Genomic DNA, 20,525 nt, shown 5'->3' on the forward strand with positions numbered 1-20,525 from the left:
AGCTAGAACCTGCTAAAACTCGTTGTCTTAATAACCAAAATAACAATGAAAAAATCCGACCGTATTCGAAATTCAATTAAGAATTGCAAATGATCGCTCGGATTTTTAAATAATAATACTCTTATCTCAACATCTTTTACGTTCTTATGGTATGGGACTACTTCTTATAATGAACGCCATAAACATCATGACGGCGGTCTTTCAGCTGTCTGACCGTACCTGATTGACGCTGACGGCGAAGGACTTCTAGATCCACATCACCGATCATGACCATTTCAATGTTCGGATTGGTTTCCCCGACGATTCCATCACGAGCGAATTCAAAGTCGGAAGGAGCAAAGATACCTGATTGAGCATATTGAATGTCCATGTTTTCTGTTTGTGGAAGATTTCCGACTGTACCGGAAATGACCGTATAAATTTGATTTTCAACAGCACGAGCCTGTGCACAATACCGTACGCGAAGATAGCCTTGGCGGTCCTCCGTACAGAATGGGGTGAAGATGATCTTCGCCCCTTTGTCAGTTGCGATTCGGGCCAACTCTGGGAATTCAATGTCATAGCAGATCTGAATGGCAATTTTTCCACAATCTGTATCGAACACCCTAACTGAATCCCCTGGGCTGATCCCCCACCATTTCCGTTCATTCGGAGTGATATGAACTTTGTATTGCTTCTCGATCGTACCATCACGTCGGAAGAGATACGCAATATTGTAGATCTCATCGTTTTCTTCTTTGACGAAGTGTGACCCTCCGATTATATTGACATTGTATCGAACCGCAAGATCTGTGAATAATTCAATGTAGTCCTCAGTGAAATCTGTCAACCTTCTTACAGCGAGGCTCGGAGATTGAATATTCAAGAACGACATGAGCTGGGTGGTGAAGATTTCTGGGAACACCACAAAGTCCGATTTCGCATCGGATGCCACATCGGTAAAGTACTCAACCTGATTCGCAAACTCCTCAAAGGAGTTGATTTTACGCATCATATATTGAACGACACAGATCCGCACCGGATAGCTCGTCTTGAAATGACGTTTGCTGGAAGGCCGGTACTCGACGTTATTCCATTCCATAAGCGTCGCATATTTATGGGAACGCTTGTCATCAGGTAAGTAGTTTGGATTGATCCGCATCAGAGTGAATCCATTTAATAATTGAAAGGAAAGGACAGGATCATATATCTTATGACGTCCTACCGAATCCACGTACTCCCGTGGGGACATTTCTTCCGAATGCTTGTAATAATTCGGAATGCGTCCCCCTATAATGATACTCTTTAAATTCCATTGTCTTGCAAGATCCTTCCTTGCTTCATATAAACGGTGCCCAACCTTCATGCGTCGATATTCAGGATGCACCATAACCTCTATTCCATACAGGTTATATCCATCGGGATTGTGATTGGTTATGTAACCATTATCCGTTACATCATCCCATGTGTGACGGTCGTCGTACTCATCGAAGTTAATGATGAGACTCGAACATGAACCGATGATCTCTCCATCTAATTCTGCAACCAGCTGCCCATCCTGAAACACTTCCAGGTGGCTTTCCAGATGCTCGACCTTCCATGGGTCCATACCTGGAAAACAAACAGACTGCATATTGATAATATCTTGAATGTCCTTATGTTCCATAGGACGAATGATCATTTTCTTTTCAAACTGTGATAAGTCTAGCTTTTCTGCCATCTATGATCGACTCCTTCGTAAAATACCTGAATTATATACCCTTATAGTGCACTGTTGAAACGAAGTTCATGACAGGCCTTCACTTTTATTTTAACAAAGGGGAATGAAACATTTGAAGAAATTTGATTTACGTAACTAGCTGATCTCAACAGACTTTTAGGATTAAACCTAAAAATAGAAGCACCCAATTTGATGGGTGCTTCCTTCCATTACCCTCTAAAATAGTAAGCTGTGGCCTCCCATGGAAGTAGAGTAAATGCATCTTTTTCAAGGTGTTCTTCGTTTGTGATCAAAACATCAGCCTTTGTGACATCAAAGGAATCCACTTTTCCAATGACTTGCTGTTCACCTGATACGTTACATAGGACGAGGATTTTCTCGTTTCCATATGCTCGAGTATAGGCATATACGGAAGGATGATCAGCATAGTGAAGTTCAAACGTTCCGTACGGAATGATTTCATGTTCTTTTCTAAGGGAAATCAAATTCTGATAGTAATAAAAAATCGAGTCTGGATCATTTAAAGCATTCTCAGCGTTGATATCAATGTAATTCGGATTCGCAGCAATCCATGGCGTCCCTTCTGTGAATCCACCATGCTCCGTGCTGTTCCACTGCATAGGTGTTCTGGCATTATCTCTTCCTTTTACGTAAATGGAATGCATAATCTCATCAGGATTCATATCTTGGGCTATTTTTTCACGATACATATTCAAGGTTTCAATATCTTTGTACTCATCAATAGAAGAGAAGTGGACATTGGTCATGCCGAGCTCTTCCCCTTGGTAAATGTAAGGTGTCCCCTGCATCAGGTGAAGTAGGGTCGCAAGCATTTTGGCAGACTTCACCCGGTACTCTCCATCATTACCGAGCCTGGATACGATCCTTGGCTGATCATGGTTGTTCCAGTACAAACTGTTCCAGCCCTTCCCATGAAGTTCTGTCTGCCACTTCGTTAATATCGTTTTTAATTTAACCAAGTCAAATGGGATGACATCCCATTTCCCGCCTGGACCCGAGTCTACATCCATATGTTCAAACTGAAATACCATGTTCACTTCATTCCGGCCTTCCCCTGTATATAGGACCGCTTCATCGGGTGTCACACCTGGCATTTCGCCAACTGTCATCGCATCATAATGGGAAAGGACCTCTTGATTCATTTCATTCAGGAATTCATGAATTCGTGGACCATTCATAAAATACTCGTGACCTGAGGCATATGTGTTTCCATCAGGATTCGGTGCATCGGGCAATCCGGGCACCTTCGAAATGAAATTGATGACGTCCATTCTGAAGCCATCGATTCCTTTATCAAGCCAGAATTTCATCATGTCATAGATTTCCTGACGAAGCTTCGGATTCTCCCAGTTTAGATCAGGTTGTTTTTTAGAGAAAAGATGGAGAAAGTATTCTTCAGTTGTTTCATCGTACTCCCACGCAGAACCGCTAAAAACAGATTCCCAGTTATTCGGCTCTTTTCCGCCTTTTCCTTCTCGCCAAATATAATAATCCCTATACGGATTGTCCTTTGATTTCCTTGACTCTACAAACCAGCCGTGCTCATCGGAAGAGTGGTTCACGACTAAGTCCATGACAAGCTTCAGATCACGCTTATGCATTTCCTCAAGCATTTCTTCCCAATCTGCCATTGTGCCGAACTCGTCCATAATCTTTTTATAATGGCTAATATCATATCCATTATCATCATTGGGAGATTCATACACAGGTGATAGCCAGACCACATCAATTCCGAGCTTTTTCAGGTAATCCAGTTTAGAAATAATACCTCTGATATCCCCGACTCCATCGCCGTTGGAATCCATGAAGCTCCGTGGATAAATTTGATAGACAACTGATTCTTTCCACCACTGTTTTGACATATGTGCTTTCCTCCAGTAAGGTTCATTTTCGTAAGGAAGGAGTCATGCAAGGGCTTTCTGCAACCGCTTGCACAAATCGTTAAAAAAATATCATACTTCTTCATAAAGTTTTCTCATTTTACTTTTATAATAATAACATACTATAATTTGATAGAATATACATAGAAAGGATTTCTATATGAACAAAAAAGCAGACTCTCTGTTATTCCTTGCCTGGGCTTCCTCTTTGATCGCAACGATGGGAAGTTTATATTTCTCTGAAATCATGAAATACGAGCCCTGCGAATTATGCTGGTATCAGCGTATTTTGATGTATCCGATGGTCATTCTATTAGGTGTGGCTTATGCCCGCAAAGATTTTCAGGCGGCATTGTATTCTACCATACTATCCGCAATCGGCCTTCTCATTTCCATTTATCACTATTCCATTCAAAAAATTACGTTCTTAACTGAAAGCGCTCCTGCCTGCGGGCGTGTCCCTTGTACAGGTGAATATATCAACCTGTTCGGTTTTGTTACGATCCCGTTTCTGGCTATGACCGGTTTCATTATCATTTTCATCTCAAGCATCATGGTTTTAAAAGCTATAAAGGAGGACAAGTAGATTGAAGAAAATCATCATATTCCTGGTGGCGGTTGTCGGATTATTTGCAGCCATCGCGATTATCACAAACGTCCAGAACAGTCAGAAAGCAGAAGGAAATAAATTCAAGAAAGCCAAGCTTGATCCTGCGACCGTTGAGCTTCTGGATGACCCTAATTACCAGAATGTCATTCTTCCCGAAGAATTGGAAGAGAAGATAAAAAATAAAGAAGATGCGACCGTCTATTTCTACAGTTCAACTTGTATACATTGTAAAAGAACGACCCCTACTCTTGCACCTCTCGCCGAAGACATGGGAGTCGATATGGTTCAATACAATCTACTTGAATTCGAACAAGGATGGGATCAATACGCAATTGAAGCTACCCCCACTCTCGTTCATTACGAAGATGGGAAAGAAGTGGCAAGAATCGTTGGAGAGCATCCTGAAGAAGACTTCAAGGCATTTTTCGAAGAGAACGTGAAATCTGAATAAAAAAAGAGGGACTGACCTTTCCACAGGTCAGTCCCTTTCAAGTGAGGAGGAATTTCAAGATGAAGATACGTTGTATCTTCAGGATTAACTTATTACAAGCCATTTTCCCCTCATAAGTACCTTCTAAACATTTTTATTAAATTATTCGAAAGTATCTAACTTTTCAAACTAGACTAACAGCTGGTTATCCGCTCTCGAATATATGCTGAGGCTATGCTTACAATCTGATTCTCCATTGAATTGATCATACGATAAAGGAAAGAACATGCCAAAACTTTGAAGGATTCCCGCATTGTGATAAAACATTTCTTCGTATACTTCATCACTTGATCCACTTTCAATAATTGAAATCAACGTCTGTAGACATGATATCACCTGAAACGCTTCCTTAAGGGTGCCGAAATACTCAAAGTTTCTCGTCGTCGTATGTAATACCTGCATCTCATCAAATTGTTCAATTTCATCATCTGTGAAATAATCAGGGAAAATAGTACAATACATGTACTGTATGAGCTCTTGAATTTTATCTTCCTGTTCATGTGTTGATGCTAGTAATACTTTCACCATCATAACCCACCTTTGTAATGGTTGTAATCTCTCTGTAATAGATATATTAAGGATAACATAGAAGTAGAACCAACTGCGTGGTAATTATACCCATGAATTGGCTCGAATAGGGGCTATGATAGGAATGAATACCTATTTAAATATAAGAGTTTTGTCTTTTAAAGGAGTTTTTTGATGAAAACATGGAGAAAAGGCGAACAATTCGACCTAGTCATTCCAGATAATTGGAAAAATGTAACGATTGAAACAATTCTTAGAAAACACTGGCAAGCCCCAAAGAAACTTGTTCATTCCATGAGGATGGACGGAGATATCAAGGTGGATGGAAAATCGATTTCATGGACTGAACCCCTTTCACCAGGAAATGTGATTCAACTTCATTTATTTAAGGAAGCAGCCTACGATGTCCCCCCTACTTACGGGGAAATTGATGTGTTATATGAAGATGATCACCTGATTGTCGTCAATAAACCTGCTGGGATTGATACCCATCCCAATACCCCCGATGAAACGGATACCCTGGCCAATTTTGTCGCTTTTCATCATCAGTCAAAGGGGGAAAGCTGCAGGGTGATGCATATCCATCGTCTGGATCATGATACATCTGGAGCGATTATGTTTGCCAAACATCCATTAAGTAAAGCGATTCTTGACAGGCTTCTTACCGAGCGAAGAATCAAGCGCACCTATCTTGCCCTCGTGCATGGACGGTTGAAACAGAAAAAAGGTACGATTTCTGAACCGATAGGAAGAGATCGGCACCATAATACAAGAAGAAGAGTATCGCCTAAAGGTCAGGATGCATTCACTCATTATAGAGTGGTGGAAGATAGAGGGTCTACTACTTTGGTAGAAGTTGAATTAGATACTGGTCGTACTCATCAAATTCGTGTTCATATGAGTCACATCGGTCATCCTCTCGTGGGAGACCGCCTTTATGGGGGAAAACCGATAATAAAGCGACAGGCATTGCATGCAGCCCGTATTTCATTCCCACATCCGCTGACAGAAGAACGGATCGAATGCATAGCTGACTGCATCGATGATATCGGTCTGTAATCAAAAAAATGAGTCACGCTCATCCAAGCGTGACTCATTTTTAATAGATCGATTATTTCAATCCATTTTTCACTGCTTCAGCAATTTGAATCGTACGGCGCGTTTGATGCTTCACTGCAGGTTCGACCGATTCTACCATATTACCTTCCTGGTCCACCGTCACACTCGTTCCGTATGGATTGCCTCCAGTAGTAAAGCTTGATTGATCTGTGTACCCCGGAGCTGCGATGATGGCCCCCCAGTGCATCATGGTTGTATAAAGAGCCAGAACCGTCTGCTCCTGTCCGCCGTGTGAATTACTTGCAGATGAAGTCGCGCTCACTACTTTGTTTGCAAGCTTACCATTGAACCACAAACCTCCAGTGGTATCCAGAAAGGCTTTGACTTGTGAAGGAACGTTACCGAATCTGGTCGGGACGTTGAAAAGATACGCGTCAGCCCACTCAAGATCATCTAGGGTTACTACTGGTACACTATCTTTGGTTTCATTGTAATGCTTTTCCCATGCCGGGTTTGAAGCAATGGCTCCTTCAGGGGCTGTCTCCTCAAATCGAAGTACCTTTACTTCTGCGCCTGCTTCCTTTGCAGCCTCTTCTGCCCATTTCGCCATTTGATAGTTCGTACCTGTTGAACTGTAGTACATGATTGCCAATTTTACGTTAGACATAATTGAAATCTCTCCTTTAGAATTGTCATTTATATAATAAATGGGTGAAACACGATATCAGATTGCAGGCAGATCAATACATTATCCAAATAATACTGCGTCTATCGAATAGGCCCCTGCTCCAACAAGAGCTACCCCTAGTGCAACAACAATGAGCATCACATTATATTCTGTACCGTTTTGGGTCGCCCAATAACCGTTTGCTCCATGGACCTTTAGGATTGCTACGATCATCGTCGCAATAATTAGAAAGGCCGCTAAAGGAGTCAGGAACCCCACTGCGAATAGTATTCCTCCTGCCACTTCCGAAGTCCCTGCAAGAAGTGCCATTGTCTTTCCTGGCTTGATTCCGATGGACTCAAAGAAGCCTCCTGTACCCTTCAGCCCGTGACCTCCAAACCACCCAAATAATTTCTGTGTTCCATGTGCAGCGAACGTCAATCCCATTACTAAACGAATAACCAATAAACCGAACGCAGCTAATGCTGTCATCTGTTTTCCTCCTTATGTTTTCCCATCGAGATTTCCCTTCAAACATTTCAACTTCAATTATTTTTATATCTATTATCTTGAATTTGAGATATATAGTTAAAAAAAGAGACAAGTTATCTCGAATGTGATTATTTTTAATTCGAGATAATTGTATAATATTCTTCCATTCACTGTCAATCACTTTTTTGTTTTTAATTAATCGAGATGATGATTTAAATAAAAAAAGGCCCGTGTATGAACGGACCTCTTTGTATAAAGTGCTAATTAAAAATCAAAGTTGTCTGGATCTGGACCAAAACGTTCATCGAGATTTAACTGGTTGATTTGATTCATCTCTTCCAGTGACAGCTCGAAATTGAACAGATCTGCATTTTCTTTGATGCGGTTTTCATGTACAGACTTTGGAATGATAATGACATCATTCTGAAGATGCCAGCGAAGAATCACTTGTGCTGCAGACTTACCGTGCTGCTCTGCAATGTGGTTTAAAGTAGGCTCATCCAATACACGCCCTTGAGCGATTGGTGACCACGCCTCTACTGCGATATTTTGAGAGGCACAAAATTCTCTTATCTTCTCCTGATTAAGACGGGGATGTAACTCAATTTGATTTAAAACGGGCTTTTCATTGCCGTTTTTCATTAAATCGTCAAGATGGTGCTGATGAAAGTTACTTACACCGATTGATTTGATCAAACCTTCTCCATGGAGTCTCTCCATTGCCTTCCACGTATCATTGTACTTTCCTTCGACAGGCCAATGGATCAAATACATGTCGAGGTAATCCATCTCAAGCTTCTTAAGGCTGGTTTCAAACGCCTTCAAGGTCGTATCGTAGCCTTGATCGCTATTCCACACTTTCGATGTGATGAACAGTTCCTCTCTCGCTACTCCACCTTCTTTCACGCCCTGTCCTACGCTTTCCTCATTATCGTAGATGGCCGCGGTATCGATGGAACGGTATCCTGACTGAATCGCAGTTCGAACAGCCTGTACCGTTTCAGACGGATCTTTCATTTGGTAAACTCCTAAACCGACATAAGGAATTTCAATTCCGTTATGTAATGTCTTCGTGCTTTGTAAGTTTTTCAACATAATGCATCCCTCCTGATTTATTATTTTACAAATTACACAGACAGAAAGCGAATGTTATGATTGTGAAAGCTTGCTTGATAGAGAAAAGGTCCGTCCCTCGTTTAAGAGGGACGGACCTTTTCTAATAGATTTACAGGCCAATGAATTGGTCTTTACTCTTACCTATTAGTGCAAGCCTATGGAGAGGGCGGGTCATGGCCACATACTGCAACTTGATGTCGAGCTCGTTTTCCGGGTGGAATGTTTCATCCACTGCCACAATAAGGACAACATCAAATTCAAGACCTTTTGACAGATAAGAAGGCACGACGACAATTTGGTCTTTCGGAATCGATTCCTGTTCTTCTAACAATTTCACCTTCCCGGGCTGCCGTTCTTGAAGGATTTCACTGATTTTCACGCAGTCCTTCATGCTTTTCCCTATGACAGCGAAGGTTTGGAATCCTTCCTTTCTTCCTGCCTCCACCTTCTTCTCGATCAAGGAAGAGAGGTCATCTAATTCACGGTATTCATCAAAGCTTGGAAATTCTCCGTGCCTCACCACCGGGTTCACTTTCGGAAAATCATAGGGTAAGAGACTCAAAAGTTTATTCGCCTCCCCCATGATTTCGATCGTGGTACGGTAGCTTTTTTGAAGTTCGGTATACGTTGCCCTCGGAAATATATCCCGATAGACAAGCTCCCAGGACTGAAGCCCCCGATAAGAGTGAATGCCCTGGGCAAGGTCGCCGACCAGTGTGAACATATCGGTTTCCAGTGCCCTCTTCAAAGAGTAGAGCTGCATATAACTATAATCCTGTGCTTCATCGATGACGATGTTTTTTGCTTTATAATATTTATCAATGCCGAATAAATGGGATTGTAAATATAGAAGAATCGCCAGATCCTCGACTTCATACTTCTTTTTCTTTGTGTATTTCAACGTATAATGACAGAGCTGTTCAGCCTGATTCCTGCTGAGTTCTCCTTTCGAGTACGATGCAAGGCGTTCCGGATCTGAGAATAACTCGATGAAGTATTGATCCAGGCTCTTCTTTTCAAACTGTCTCATATATCCATTGACACTTGTCCGGATCGCTTTTTTGATCTCTATTACACGTTCGCTCTTCTTGTCTAAGGCTTTTGACACATATTCCTTCCGGTTACCCGCCTTTGAACGCTCAAATAAAGCCGTTTCGATCCGTTCATCGAAAAATTTCTCTACCTTCTCCACCATCTGCTTCTTGTTCGAACGAACATAGCTTTGAAGGAGAGATTTAAGCTTCTCCACCCTGCGATAAACCGGCATATACGTATATTCTTCTTTAAAAAGATGAGTGAACTTCTTGGCAGTGTATAGCTTATATTTGTCGACGTAGAAGTCTTTCGATGTATAAAAGCGCTGTTCGATTTCCTCGAGGTAATCATCAAGGATCCGCCTGAATGCTTTGGACCCTTTGAAGCCAGAAATCCATGATGCGGTCATTACCTCTTCATCGTGGGTTTCTATCAACTTTATGAGCTTGTCGTCCTGGACTAAAGTAAGACTCTTTTCTAAACAAGTCATAACATAATCAGTGAAGGTAGTCTGTCTTACCCGCTCGACTCCGAGTTCCGGCAGCGCTTCTGAAATGTAGTCGATGAACAGATTACTCGGAGCCAGGATCATCAGTTGATTCGGATCGAAATATTGTTTGTAGTTGTAAATAAAGTAAGAAATCCGGTGAAGGGCGATGGTTGTTTTTCCACTTCCGGCAGCCCCCTGCACAATAATCGGTTTGTTTAAATCGGCACGGATGATCCGGTTTTGCTCCTCCTGGATCGTGGAAATGATTTCGGTTAAACGATTACTAGAGCTTTTGGCTAAAGAATCCTGAAGCAATTCATCTGTAGTCGTCAAATCGATATCCCGTATTTCTTCTAAATGGCCATCCTCAATCATGAACTGACGCTTTAGTGACAAGTCCCCTTCATACGTCTCACCTTCAGCATCGTACGATACATCGCCGATCCTTCCTTCGTAGTACAGATTCGCGATGGGGGAACGCCAGTCCACGATGATTTGTTCCTGGTTTTCCCGCTGATACAGGGAGGTCTTCCCGATATAATGCTTCTCCAGCTTATCCGAACCTTCATGCTGAAAATCAATCCGGGCAAAATACGGTTTCGTCTTTGCTTTCGTTAGGGACTCCAATTCTTCTTTGGACATCTCAAAAAAGCTTGAGTTCGTCAAGATATCGATGTAGGCAGCACTGGACTCGCCCCAATCGATATCTCCAAAAGCTTTTTCCATGTTTTCCTTATACTTTTCCTTACTCGTTTCGGATGTGCTGATGACAACATCAATGTAGCGCTTCGTAAATTCTAAGCGTTCTGTTTCACTTGAAAAATCGGGATGAATGTTCGATTCCTTCGTCATACATTTCTCCTTCCAAATGTTTTAGCCGCAATGGAGAAAAAAACGTCCTGTCACTTCCATCGAGGTAACGACGCTCAATGGATAAACAAGATTAGATAGACATATCGAAATCTGTAAAAATTATGTAGGCGTTTGGGAGCAGAAATTTATATTATCAGATAATTTAAGAAAGTTCAATAGGAAAAGCGGAAGGGGCTTGCCCTGGGGCGACAAGCATAAGACGAGTCACCCGGAAAGGCGTTCTTTGCCTTTTTGGGTGACTTGGCTTATGACCTCGAGCCCCAAGCCCCTGGAGCTGGACAATGAAAAGCGGAAGGGCTTTGCCCAGAGGCGACAAGCATAAGGCGAACATGCCGGAAAGGCGCTCTTTGCCTTTTTGGCATGTTTGACTTATGACCTCGAGCCTCTAAGCCCTGGAGCTGGACAATGAAAAGCGGAGGCGGCTTGGGCAGGCCCGACAAGCATAAGACGAATCAACCGGAAAGGCGTTCTTTGCCTTTTTTGGTTGATTTGACTTATGACCTCGAGGGACTAGCCGCCGGAGCTGGACAATCAGAAAAGCGGAAGGGGCTTGCCCTGGGGCGACAAGCATAAGACGAGTAACCCGGAAAGGCGCTCTTTGCCTTTTTGGTTGTCATCTCACCCCCAACCAATCAAAAAACCCTCCACCTATATAGATGAAGGGTCTTTCACGTGATCTACCGGGAACACAATTTGAAAACTCGTTCCCTTCCCTATACGACTTTCGACGGTAATGATGCCTCTCATCGCTTCAATGATCCGGTAAGACACCATCAATCCCAAACCGGTCCCTTTTTCTTTCGTCGAGAAATAAGGTTCACCAAGTCTTGCTTGTTGCATAGGAGTCATCCCGACCCCTGTGTCACTGATGGTGATGCTGACATTCCCTTTTTGAACCTTGGAAAGGATCGTGAGAGTGCCTCCTTTAGGCATGGCTTCAATAGCATTTTTGATGATATTGAGAAATGCCTGTTGAAAATTCCGGGTGTTCCCGACGATGCCGGAATCCTGGATGTCTTTATGTACGACCACCGACTGTTGATTGCTCAAGGGTTCTACCATGTCGGCGAGCTTTTGCAGCTGTTCCGATATGAAGATCGTTTCCACTTGTTCAGGATCGGGCCTGGCAAATGTAAGATAATCATTGATGATGTCTTCTGCCCTGTTTAGTTCGGATGATGCAATGGTCAGATACTGCTCTTTTTTACCTACTGGAAGATTTTCCTGTTGGAGGAGCCTCAGGAAACCCTTGATTACGGTCAAGGGGTTTTTCACCTCATGTGAAATGCTGGCAGCCAACTGAGCGAGCACTTCCATCTTTTCTATCTTGACGAGTGCTTGCTTGATTTGAATCTGTTTTAGCAATGTCTCGCATATGTATGTCAGGATAAGCATTCCACATGAAGGGAGTAAGATGAAATTGATTAAATAGCTTTCATCAATTACAAATATGGTCATTGCCTTCGCAATAAGTGCCGCTACTATGGAATGAAATGTAAAGATGCCCACTGAAAATATGATTTTATTCCGGCTCGATAACCGTTGAAAATGGAACCACTTCATACCAATAACCGTGAATAGGTAAATCACTACATAGATAACGAACGCCACTATGCTCCAACTATAAATCATTGTACGGAATCCCAATAGGACCGCCAATAGGGCGAGACCTGTATAAGGGCCCCCATACATGATGCCAAGAACAAACGGAATCATCCGCAAGTCGTGGACACAATATGGGTTATTGTATATGGGTGAAAGCATACACAGAATAATAGCCATACTTAAAGAAACGAAGGTTGCCATCCTCGTATACCAACCATGAATCCACTTTTTTTCAACAAGAAAAAAAATCAGAAATATACTCAAAATGATATAAAAGAAATTATTAATAACATCCTGATTAAAGATAATCATACTTCCCCTTTGACCTTTCAAGAAATTGTATTCTTAAAAATTTTACCATACTACTTCTCAAACCGTTACAATAAAACGCAATTTTACATAAGAGAACTCTCCTGTGATCTACAGGAGAGTCTTTTATTTACACCGTTTTCAATTGTTCACCAAGGTATTGGGCCAACTCAAGCATCCCATATTGTCCAGCCTCTGCCTCTGCATCCTTATTGTAATTCGTATTGGTGTTCACATCATATGTGTAGAGGGTGCCATCTGCATCCTGGATAAATTCAATTCCGGCTACATCGATCCGGTTTTCTTTTAAAAATGCTTCATAGGTTGAAAGGATATCATGGGAAAAGCCTTCACGTATTTGAAATTTTGGCTTCTCTTCTTGCTCCCCCACCGGGCAGAACAAATCGTCTACCTGGCAGACATCTGCGGGACATAATTCGAAGCCTTTTGACGTATCCACCTTTACAGCGTACATGAATGTACCTCCTATGAATTCACAACGGGTGATCGAAGCGTCAGGTGCTTTAATGTATTCTTGGATAAGCGTCGTTCCATCTAAAGGTTCTTCAAACGCATCGCTGTAAACATAGTCATTCAATGCATGTATTGAATGAAACAGCTGAACGCCTAATCCCTTCCCTGCACGATTATGTTTGGTGATGAACGATGGCTTATTAAGCTTTTCAGCTGCTTCAATTATTTGCTTTTTCCCTACTGCTGCAATGGTTTTCGGAGTCTTGATACCAGAGGCATTCAAGGCCATATACTGATTCACTTTACTCACTTCCAGGCGCAGGGCACGGCTTCCGTTCAGAACCTTACGATCATTTCTCTCTAACCATGAAAGGACGCTTTCCGTCAATTCAGGAGCATAGCGATGGTTTCGTGTGTGGGACGATGCACTGATGCGATTATAAAAAACACCTTGTGGCGGCTCTGAAGATAAATCAACGAGTCCTTCATTCAGGAACCATTCCTCGTAAGGCAATTGAAGTTCGTCGAGACGAGCCGTTAAATGATTGGTCCAATCACTATTTTCATGAATAATATGAATTTTCTTCACGATCAATACCCCATTTGCTCGTAGAATTTTACTAAATGGTCTTACAACACAAAGTAATCCTACTATAAAAGTAGGATTTAGGTCAATGATCAAGAATTCACTTTGACTTACGGTCCGTCCTCATTTGAATTTTCATACCGCTTTTTGTTAAGAAGTCACGGGTTTTTGAGGATTTCTCCAACCGCACCTCTTGATCGTCTTTCAGGATGTCCCTGATTTCCTGAAGGACTTCGAGATTTGTCGTCTGTTTCACCTTATAAGGCTGGTCCCCGCCTTTTAACCGGTTGACCACTTTGACCATCAGGAACACACTCATGGCAATAAGAAGAAAATCAACGAATGATCCAACGAATTTCCCCAATTCAATCACCTCTGCCCCTATCCGAAGATGAAGTCCTTCGAAGTTGATGCCCCCAAACAAGATGCCGATTGCCGGCATCATCATGTCCTCAACGAGAGATTCTACAATTTGACCAAATGCGGAACCGATGATGACAGCAACCGCTAAATCAAATACATTCCCCCTCGAAATGAACTGCTTAAACTCTGACCACATGATTAAGCTCACCTACCGCTTCATTACTCTTACCATATGGGAAAATGATGCGAGATATGAAGACAAGTATAAATTTCCTTATAAAAGATATTTCCAAACGATGACAGCAAACAAAATAATTGAGACAACACCCATTAAAATGACCAGCTTTTTTTCTTCTTTGTCTCCAAACATTCTTATTTCCCTCCCCTCTTCGTTCGTGGTATTTAAACGGTTCCCCTTTTAAACAACCTGGTATCCAGTACCACCGGCTCCGGGTGTTCTTTTTCCAGAAATAATGTAAACGCTGCTTCCCCTAATTTCCGTATCGGCACTTCAAAGGATGTGATACCGAGGGCATCGGCAATGGGATGATTATCAAAGCTGAGTATAGCTAGATCCTCTGGTATTCTGATGGACTTTTTCCCTGCCTCCGCCAACATTCCCGCAGATACTTGGTCGCTCGTTACAATTAAGGCCGTGGGCTTTTCCTTTAATTGTTCCCAGGAGTTTATCACATTCCTCCCGTCCTGTAGATCATAGCAGTCATTAAAGATCCAGTCGTCACAGACCGTCATGCGGGCGGCTTCTGAGCTGTCATAAAAGCCCCTGATGCGCTCCTCGCTATTCGTTCCAAACGTCCGGTGCAAGCACATCCCGATTCGGGAATGTCCCTTTGAATGGAGAAATTCTACACCGCTCCTGATTCCCTGATAGTGATTGATAAACACTTTTTTATAGGTCGGGTCGTACACATTTTCACAAAAAACCACATTCGGGCCAATGAACGGGGCCAGTACATCCAACGAATTGGAGCGTGAAGTCAGGATCACCCCATCCACTTCCTTCATCTGCAGGCGATGAAAGGCATCAAGTTCAGCTCCCCTGTCATAGTTCGTCTGGAAAAGTTGAAGGTGATATCCGTATTTTAACGCTTCCCCAGCTATGCCCTGAAGAATCTCCCCGAAGTATGGAAGATTCAAATATGGCAAAATCACTCCTATACTGTAGGTCTTCCCCTTTGATAAATGGACGGCATTCGCATTTTTTATATAATTCAACTGGTCCACAGCATCAAGGACCTTTCGGCGCTTCTCTTCTTTTACATAGGGATGGTCGTTCAGCACCCTCGAAACCGTTGAAACTGAAACCCCTGCAAGCTTTGCGATACTTCTGATATTTGTCATACACATTCCCCTAACTACAACTATGTGAAAAAACCGTGAAAAAACGCTTGCCCTGAAACGCGTTTCACACATTAAAGTGAGTCATGTAAAGATCCTATCGATATTTTGTAAAACCTAAATCATGATAAGGAGGCTGTTATTATGCTTGGATTTCTATCCTTACCCCTTCTTTGTATCATTATCATCGGAGGAAGCTATGCCGCTTTAAGGCCAATAGGCTTCTATACTCCCCAAGATCAAGAAGATCCGTTCGAAAATATATACAACAATAAACTACATTGATTCATGTGCCTGCTTGCTAGTGAAGCAGGCTTTTATTTCACCCATTTCACAGCCCAGGTCTGGACCGCTTGCATGACTGGCTCCAACTCTTTCCCTTTATTCGTTAAGCTGTAAAGAACCTTCACTGGTTTCTCATCGAGGACTTCACGGGAAACGATCCCATGTTCCTCCAATTCCTTTAATCTTTCTGTAAGAACCTTTTGACTTATATTCGGAATATTTCCATGTAAATCTTTAAAACGGCACGTACCTTCAAATAATACCTTTATGATCATCCCAACCCAGCGCTTGCCCAATAATTCAAAGGCAGTGCTATATTTCGGGCAAAGTTTTGTTTCCATATCCCTAAACACATCCTAAATTCTTTTCCCTTGACGCAAAATAAAACGTCGGTTATATTGGTCATATTGTCCAAAACACTTACAAAAAGTAAGTAGCATACAAATATATACCATATTATAACACTTATTCGACCATCATCAAGGAGGCATTATCATGGAAAATTTCTTTCAAGTCGTTGACGAACGCCGCTCAACCAAAGTGTACGACCCTCAAGTGGAAATTCCCCGCGAGGAATTAGTTAGTCTGCTCGAAACAGCAGGGAAAGCTCCATCTGCCTGGAATCTTCAACAATGGAAATTTCTTGTATTTGACCAAAAAGAGGTTCAGGAACGCTTACTTCCGATTGCCTATCACCAGCAGCAAGTACAAGACGCTTCTGCAGTTGTAGCGATCCTTGGAGACCTTGAAGCCAATAAGAACATTGATCCCGTCTTTGATCCTGCCATTGAAAAAGGCGAAATGACAGCGGAAATCAAAGAAGTCCTGAAGAAACAAATCGACGGGGCATACAGCCGTGATGAATATCCACGGGATGCTGCTTTCAGTAACGCTTCCCTTGCAGCCATGCAATTCATGCTTGCAGCGAAAGCCAAGGGATGGGATACTTGCCCGATTGGCGGCTTTAACCCGGCGGCCCTCGTAAGTGAATTCAATGTGTCTGAACGTTACATCCCAATCATGTTGATTACGATTGGAAAACCTCTACAACAAGCACGTAAATCAGATCGATTGGATATCCGTAACTTAATCGACTGGGCAGAATAAGCCTATCCAAAAGCCACATCTGGTCAGGATGTGGCTTTTTCTATGTCGATGAATTCTGTTCAGATAATTTGTGAATTATTTCACAAATCAACATTTCCATTATAGTAGATTTGTTTCCTTTTTGCATCCATTTAGAATTGACCATTTCGTGTCATAAACCGATCCAGCCGAAATCATCAATAATCCAGTCGTTTTACAATAATTGAGAAACAACAACCCACATCCAACCAATAAAAATAGAGAGGCCAATCGCCCTGCGAATGACCTCTCTTCTTTATGTCACATTATATTTTCAATAATTCCCTTGTCACCCGCTGAATGATCTCAGGCAGTACTGAAAAAGTATAAGGTTTATATACTCTCTCGGTCCATTGATGACCATCCTTACCATACACCCCGATATTGATGGAAGGAATGTTCAGTTTTCTGATCATGTCGATGGGCACCGGATACAGTTGATCAATCAGGGGCAGATTCTTCTTAAACACTTCGATATCCTCATCTTCTTCATGAAGAGAGAGAAAACTGCCATCCGCCAGATAAGGAAAGAAGCGTTTAATGACGAATTCTTCACCGGTTTCACTTGAAATATCGTTCAAGCATGCTCCCAGTACCTCTCTCACCTTTTTACCGTATTCATTTTCTTCATTGACGAAGTTATGAGGTAAAAAAGGCGGAGCAAAGAAAAGGATGACTCTTGGAGTCCGGTCAGGATCTAAGTGCTGAAGGGCTTCCACCATGGCATAAGCGATCGTCCGCCTGTCTTCCCCGTTCATATCGTGAAAGATTTTTTTCAAGACGGGGTCTGGATCAATCCCTCTTTCTTTCAGCCAGAACATATACTCCCTCAAGGTCAGGACTTCAACTTCCCATGAAAATTCCCTTTCAGGGAAACCATGATACTTCCGATATTGTTCAAATTGCTTTTTGCTTCGATCTTCCATTTCACTTACTACTTTCAGCGCTACCTTTTTCATGTCATACAGCACTTCTCTCGCCGTTCTTTCGTATACGAAATAGTTGAAGTAAAGTGATGCGCTCAGAGGAGTCTGAACATTATACGTATGCTTATCGTCTTTAAAGTAAAGACAAGAAGGCGGAAGGGTGAACTCACCTGGGATATCCTCCAGATAATCCAGATTCTGATTAATTTCGAGATTGATCTTAGAAGCAATCACGGTCGGGTCTATCGATGTCAGCACATCCCCGACATGCGCTTCCCTTCCATATATATAGAAACTTGGCAGAAGCTTACCCGCAGCTCCCGTGTAAATATATCGCTTGCAATCACCGTCATAAATAGGCGAAATGAAATCCGTATTGATGGCAGCCAAGTAGTCGAATCCCTCTTTTTTCAATTGATAGAGGTCGCTTAAAGCCGAAATCATACCGGCATGTTCACTCTCTTCGTCTCCATTGAAAAGAAACACTAGATTTCCATCCTGTACTTTTTCACCAGTGTGAAATAAAAGGTTGGCTATATGGACGGCGATCCCGCTTTGCATATCCAATGCTCCTCTTCCAAAAAGCCAATTTCCGGAAAGGGCGTCCTCCTTTACCTTTTCCTCCCCTTCATAGTCCATGAAGAACTTCTGAAGAAAATCGGGATCATGGGCCATATCCTGCAGGGCACCATAATCATCGGTTCCCACCGTATCGTAGTGAGCATGAAATAACACGGTTTTAGAAGAGGTTCCTTTCACAAGAGCAAATACATTTTTTCTTCCAATTGGATCATTCGGAACATCCTGAAGCCAGATTTGATCGGGATGTTTCTGGAAATAAGGAAAAGATGAAATCAACTCATATATAAATCGGGCTTTTTCACTTTCTCCGGTTGTTCCGTTATAGCTTTTCAGAGCGACCAGGGATCGTGTAATGAGTTCAATCTGTTCAGAAATAGGCTTATTTTTCAGTTGTGAATACACGTTAGCACCGCCCCTTTCTTTATGAAATATCAGCATTGGGTAGTACATCTATCAGTGCAAGGGCATTATAGAAACGAAATACCTCTATAATTGATAACATCTTATCGAAAATATATGGGGTTTGGAAGGGGTTCCAAAATATTTTCTTAAAATTTTTTCGACCTTTTCTATTGAAATTCACTCTATTACCGAATATTATAGAAGTTGCGCGTTTTTAATGTTCGTTTTTATTGGAGGTTTTACGATGTTTAAATTAAAAGAACACGGCACGAATCCGAAAACGGAAATACTGGCTGGGCTCACAACATTCCTCACAATGGTGTATATTGTGATTGTCAATCCCATCATTTTATCCGATGCGGGCGTCCCGTTTGATCAAGTATTCTTAGCCACCATCATATCGGCTGTAGCAGGGACGTTATGGATGGCCTTGTTCGCAAATTATCCGATCGCCATTGCACCTGGTATGGGATTGAATGCTTACTTCACTTATTCAGTAGTGGGCGCACACGATGACATTTCATATATCGTTGCATTCTCTGCTGTATTTGTAGCAGGTGTAGTCTTCATCCTACTTTCTTTGACACCTTTACGAAAAAAATTGATTGAAGCCATTCCTCAGAATCTAAAGCACGGAATAACGGCGGGTATCGGTTTGTTCATTGCTTTTATCGGATTGCGTCTGACAGGATTGATTCAGGCACACCCGACGAATTTAGTACAGCTGGGTGATCTTCATTCCCATTCAGCTCTCCTTGCCCTGACAGGATTGGCTGTAACTCTGATCCTGATGGTCTTGAATGTCCATGGTGCTCTTTTCATCGGGATGATCGTCACTGGGTTGGTTGCATACTTTACAGGGGATTTATCGTTTAAAGAAGGATTTGTGGCCATCCCCCACCTTCCAGAAGGACTGATGGTAGCAAATCCCGTAACGGCATTTGCTGACGTCTTCCAATATGGATTATATGCCGTTGTTTTTTCATTCTTGCTTGTCACCATTTTCGATACAACTGGAACAATGATCGGAGTCGCACAGCAAGCAGGCCTGATGAAGGGGAATACACTCCCAAGAGCACGCCAGGCACTTCTGGCCGATTCAATCGCAACAACGATTGGTGCAATGTTCGGTACAAGCCCGACATCTGCATACATTGAATCTTCAGCTGGCGTATCTGCCGGTGGAAGAACGGGATTGACGACTTTGACGGTATCGATTCTATTTATCGCTTCAGCCTTCTTCGGACCACTCGTCAGTGCAGTGTCGGGAATATCAGCCATTACGGCTCCAGCCCTCATCATTGTCGGTAGTTTGATGATGGGAAGCATCGCCCAAATTAAATGGGATGAACTAGATGAAGCGTTCCCTGCTTTCCTGATCATCCTGAGTATGCCGTTAACATCAAGCATCGCAACAGGAATTGCTCTAGGGTTCATTTCCTATCCATTACTTAAAGTGGTAAAAGGAAAATGGAGACAGGTACACCCACTTGTGTATATCTTTGCCGTCCTTTTCTTCTACCAACTGGCATTCCTGCCTCATTAATAT

At 42.3% G+C, this 20,525-nt stretch carries 19 protein-coding genes; 6 read left to right on the plus strand and 13 right to left on the minus strand.

What is annotated here, in order from left to right; all coding sequences use genetic code 11:
• Positions 1-157: 157 nt before the first annotated feature.
• Both LCL96_RS12150 and LCL96_RS12155 read right to left on the minus strand, forming a co-directional pair.
• Positions 158-1,699: a bifunctional GNAT family N-acetyltransferase/carbon-nitrogen hydrolase family protein gene (locus tag LCL96_RS12150; protein WP_224941743.1), complete on the minus strand. Its 1,542-nt coding sequence runs from the start codon at positions 1,697-1,699 to the stop codon at positions 158-160.
• Between the two features lie 209 nt (positions 1,700-1,908).
• Positions 1,909-3,582 (minus strand): glycoside hydrolase family 13 protein, encoded by a 1,674-nt coding sequence (locus LCL96_RS12155; protein WP_224941744.1) that lies wholly within the window; start codon positions 3,580-3,582, stop codon positions 1,909-1,911.
• Between the two features lie 178 nt (positions 3,583-3,760).
• Here LCL96_RS12155 and LCL96_RS12160 point away from each other — a divergent pair, with 178 nt between their 5' ends.
• On the plus strand, positions 3,761-4,186 hold the full coding sequence (locus LCL96_RS12160) for a disulfide oxidoreductase (protein ID WP_224941745.1): 426 nt from the start codon (positions 3,761-3,763) through the stop codon (positions 4,184-4,186).
• 1 nt (position 4,187) lies between these two features.
• Positions 4,188-4,661 (plus strand): thioredoxin family protein, encoded by a 474-nt coding sequence (locus LCL96_RS12165; RefSeq protein WP_224941746.1) that lies wholly within the window; start codon positions 4,188-4,190, stop codon positions 4,659-4,661.
• Positions 4,662-4,829: 168 nt separating this feature from the next.
• Here the strand turns inward: LCL96_RS12165 and LCL96_RS12170 are convergent, their stop codons facing one another.
• A complete protein-coding gene (locus LCL96_RS12170; RefSeq protein WP_224941747.1) occupies positions 4,830-5,231 on the minus strand; it encodes a YhcU family protein in 402 nt (133 codons plus the stop codon).
• A 171-nt stretch (positions 5,232-5,402) separates the two neighbouring features.
• Here LCL96_RS12170 and LCL96_RS12175 point away from each other — a divergent pair, with 171 nt between their 5' ends.
• Complete coding sequence (locus LCL96_RS12175; protein WP_224941748.1) at positions 5,403-6,287, plus strand: RluA family pseudouridine synthase; 885 nt, start codon at positions 5,403-5,405, stop codon at positions 6,285-6,287.
• Positions 6,288-6,339: 52 nt separating this feature from the next.
• Here LCL96_RS12175 and wrbA read toward each other — a convergent pair whose 3' ends face one another.
• The 8 genes from wrbA to LCL96_RS12215 all read right to left on the minus strand — a co-directional run bounded on the left by wrbA (position 6,340) and on the right by LCL96_RS12215 (position 15,659).
• Positions 6,340-6,954 (minus strand): NAD(P)H:quinone oxidoreductase, encoded by a 615-nt coding sequence (wrbA, locus tag LCL96_RS12180; RefSeq protein ID WP_224941749.1) that lies wholly within the window; start codon positions 6,952-6,954, stop codon positions 6,340-6,342.
• Positions 6,955-7,035: 81 nt separating this feature from the next.
• The gene (locus LCL96_RS12185; protein ID WP_224941750.1) at positions 7,036-7,446 is read right to left on the minus strand and encodes a DoxX family protein; all 411 of its coding nucleotides are present in this window, start codon (positions 7,444-7,446) and stop codon (positions 7,036-7,038) included.
• 264 nt (positions 7,447-7,710) lie between these two features.
• Complete coding sequence (locus LCL96_RS12190; RefSeq protein WP_224941751.1) at positions 7,711-8,541, minus strand: aldo/keto reductase; 831 nt, start codon at positions 8,539-8,541, stop codon at positions 7,711-7,713.
• Positions 8,542-8,671: 130 nt separating this feature from the next.
• Positions 8,672-10,939 carry an RNA polymerase recycling motor HelD gene (gene helD / locus LCL96_RS12195; RefSeq protein WP_224941752.1) on the minus strand — a complete coding sequence of 756 codons (2,268 nt, stop codon included), beginning with the start codon at positions 10,937-10,939 and terminating at the stop codon, positions 8,672-8,674.
• Positions 10,940-11,608: 669 nt separating this feature from the next.
• On the minus strand, positions 11,609-12,877 hold the full coding sequence (locus LCL96_RS12200; protein ID WP_224941753.1) for an ATP-binding protein: 1,269 nt from the start codon (positions 12,875-12,877) through the stop codon (positions 11,609-11,611).
• A 127-nt stretch (positions 12,878-13,004) separates the two neighbouring features.
• Positions 13,005-13,937, minus strand: a complete 933-nt coding sequence (locus LCL96_RS12205) for an ATP-grasp domain-containing protein (RefSeq protein WP_224941754.1) — start codon at positions 13,935-13,937, stop codon at positions 13,005-13,007.
• Positions 13,938-14,034: 97 nt separating this feature from the next.
• A complete protein-coding gene (gene mscL / locus LCL96_RS12210) occupies positions 14,035-14,493 on the minus strand; it encodes a large conductance mechanosensitive channel protein MscL (protein ID WP_318246424.1) in 459 nt (152 codons plus the stop codon).
• Between the two features lie 206 nt (positions 14,494-14,699).
• Positions 14,700-15,659: a LacI family DNA-binding transcriptional regulator gene (locus LCL96_RS12215; protein WP_224941755.1), complete on the minus strand. Its 960-nt coding sequence runs from the start codon at positions 15,657-15,659 to the stop codon at positions 14,700-14,702.
• Positions 15,660-15,800: 141 nt separating this feature from the next.
• Between LCL96_RS12215 and LCL96_RS12220 the strand changes: the two genes are divergently transcribed.
• The gene (locus tag LCL96_RS12220; protein ID WP_224941756.1) at positions 15,801-15,941 is read left to right on the plus strand and encodes a hypothetical protein; all 141 of its coding nucleotides are present in this window, start codon (positions 15,801-15,803) and stop codon (positions 15,939-15,941) included.
• Positions 15,942-15,973: 32 nt separating this feature from the next.
• Here the strand turns inward: LCL96_RS12220 and LCL96_RS12225 are convergent, their stop codons facing one another.
• A complete protein-coding gene (locus tag LCL96_RS12225) occupies positions 15,974-16,282 on the minus strand; it encodes a winged helix-turn-helix transcriptional regulator (RefSeq protein WP_224941757.1) in 309 nt (102 codons plus the stop codon).
• A 148-nt stretch (positions 16,283-16,430) separates the two neighbouring features.
• On the opposite strand from LCL96_RS12225, the gene LCL96_RS12230 reads away from it, so the two are divergent.
• Positions 16,431-17,048: a nitroreductase family protein gene (locus LCL96_RS12230; RefSeq protein WP_224941821.1), complete on the plus strand. Its 618-nt coding sequence runs from the start codon at positions 16,431-16,433 to the stop codon at positions 17,046-17,048.
• Between the two features lie 284 nt (positions 17,049-17,332).
• On the opposite strand, the gene LCL96_RS12235 is transcribed toward LCL96_RS12230, so the two are convergent.
• Positions 17,333-19,012 (minus strand): M20/M25/M40 family metallo-hydrolase, encoded by a 1,680-nt coding sequence (locus LCL96_RS12235; protein WP_224941758.1) that lies wholly within the window; start codon positions 19,010-19,012, stop codon positions 17,333-17,335.
• A gap of 208 nt (positions 19,013-19,220) precedes the next feature.
• Between LCL96_RS12235 and LCL96_RS12240 the strand changes: the two genes are divergently transcribed.
• A complete protein-coding gene (locus LCL96_RS12240; protein ID WP_224941759.1) occupies positions 19,221-20,522 on the plus strand; it encodes an NCS2 family permease in 1,302 nt (433 codons plus the stop codon).
• The last annotated feature ends 3 nt before the right edge of the window (positions 20,523-20,525 follow it).

Origin of the sequence: Rossellomorea aquimaris, assembly GCF_020172085.1 — a bacterium.
Taxonomy (GTDB): Bacteria; Bacillota; Bacilli; order Bacillales; family Bacillaceae_B; genus Rossellomorea; species Rossellomorea aquimaris_E.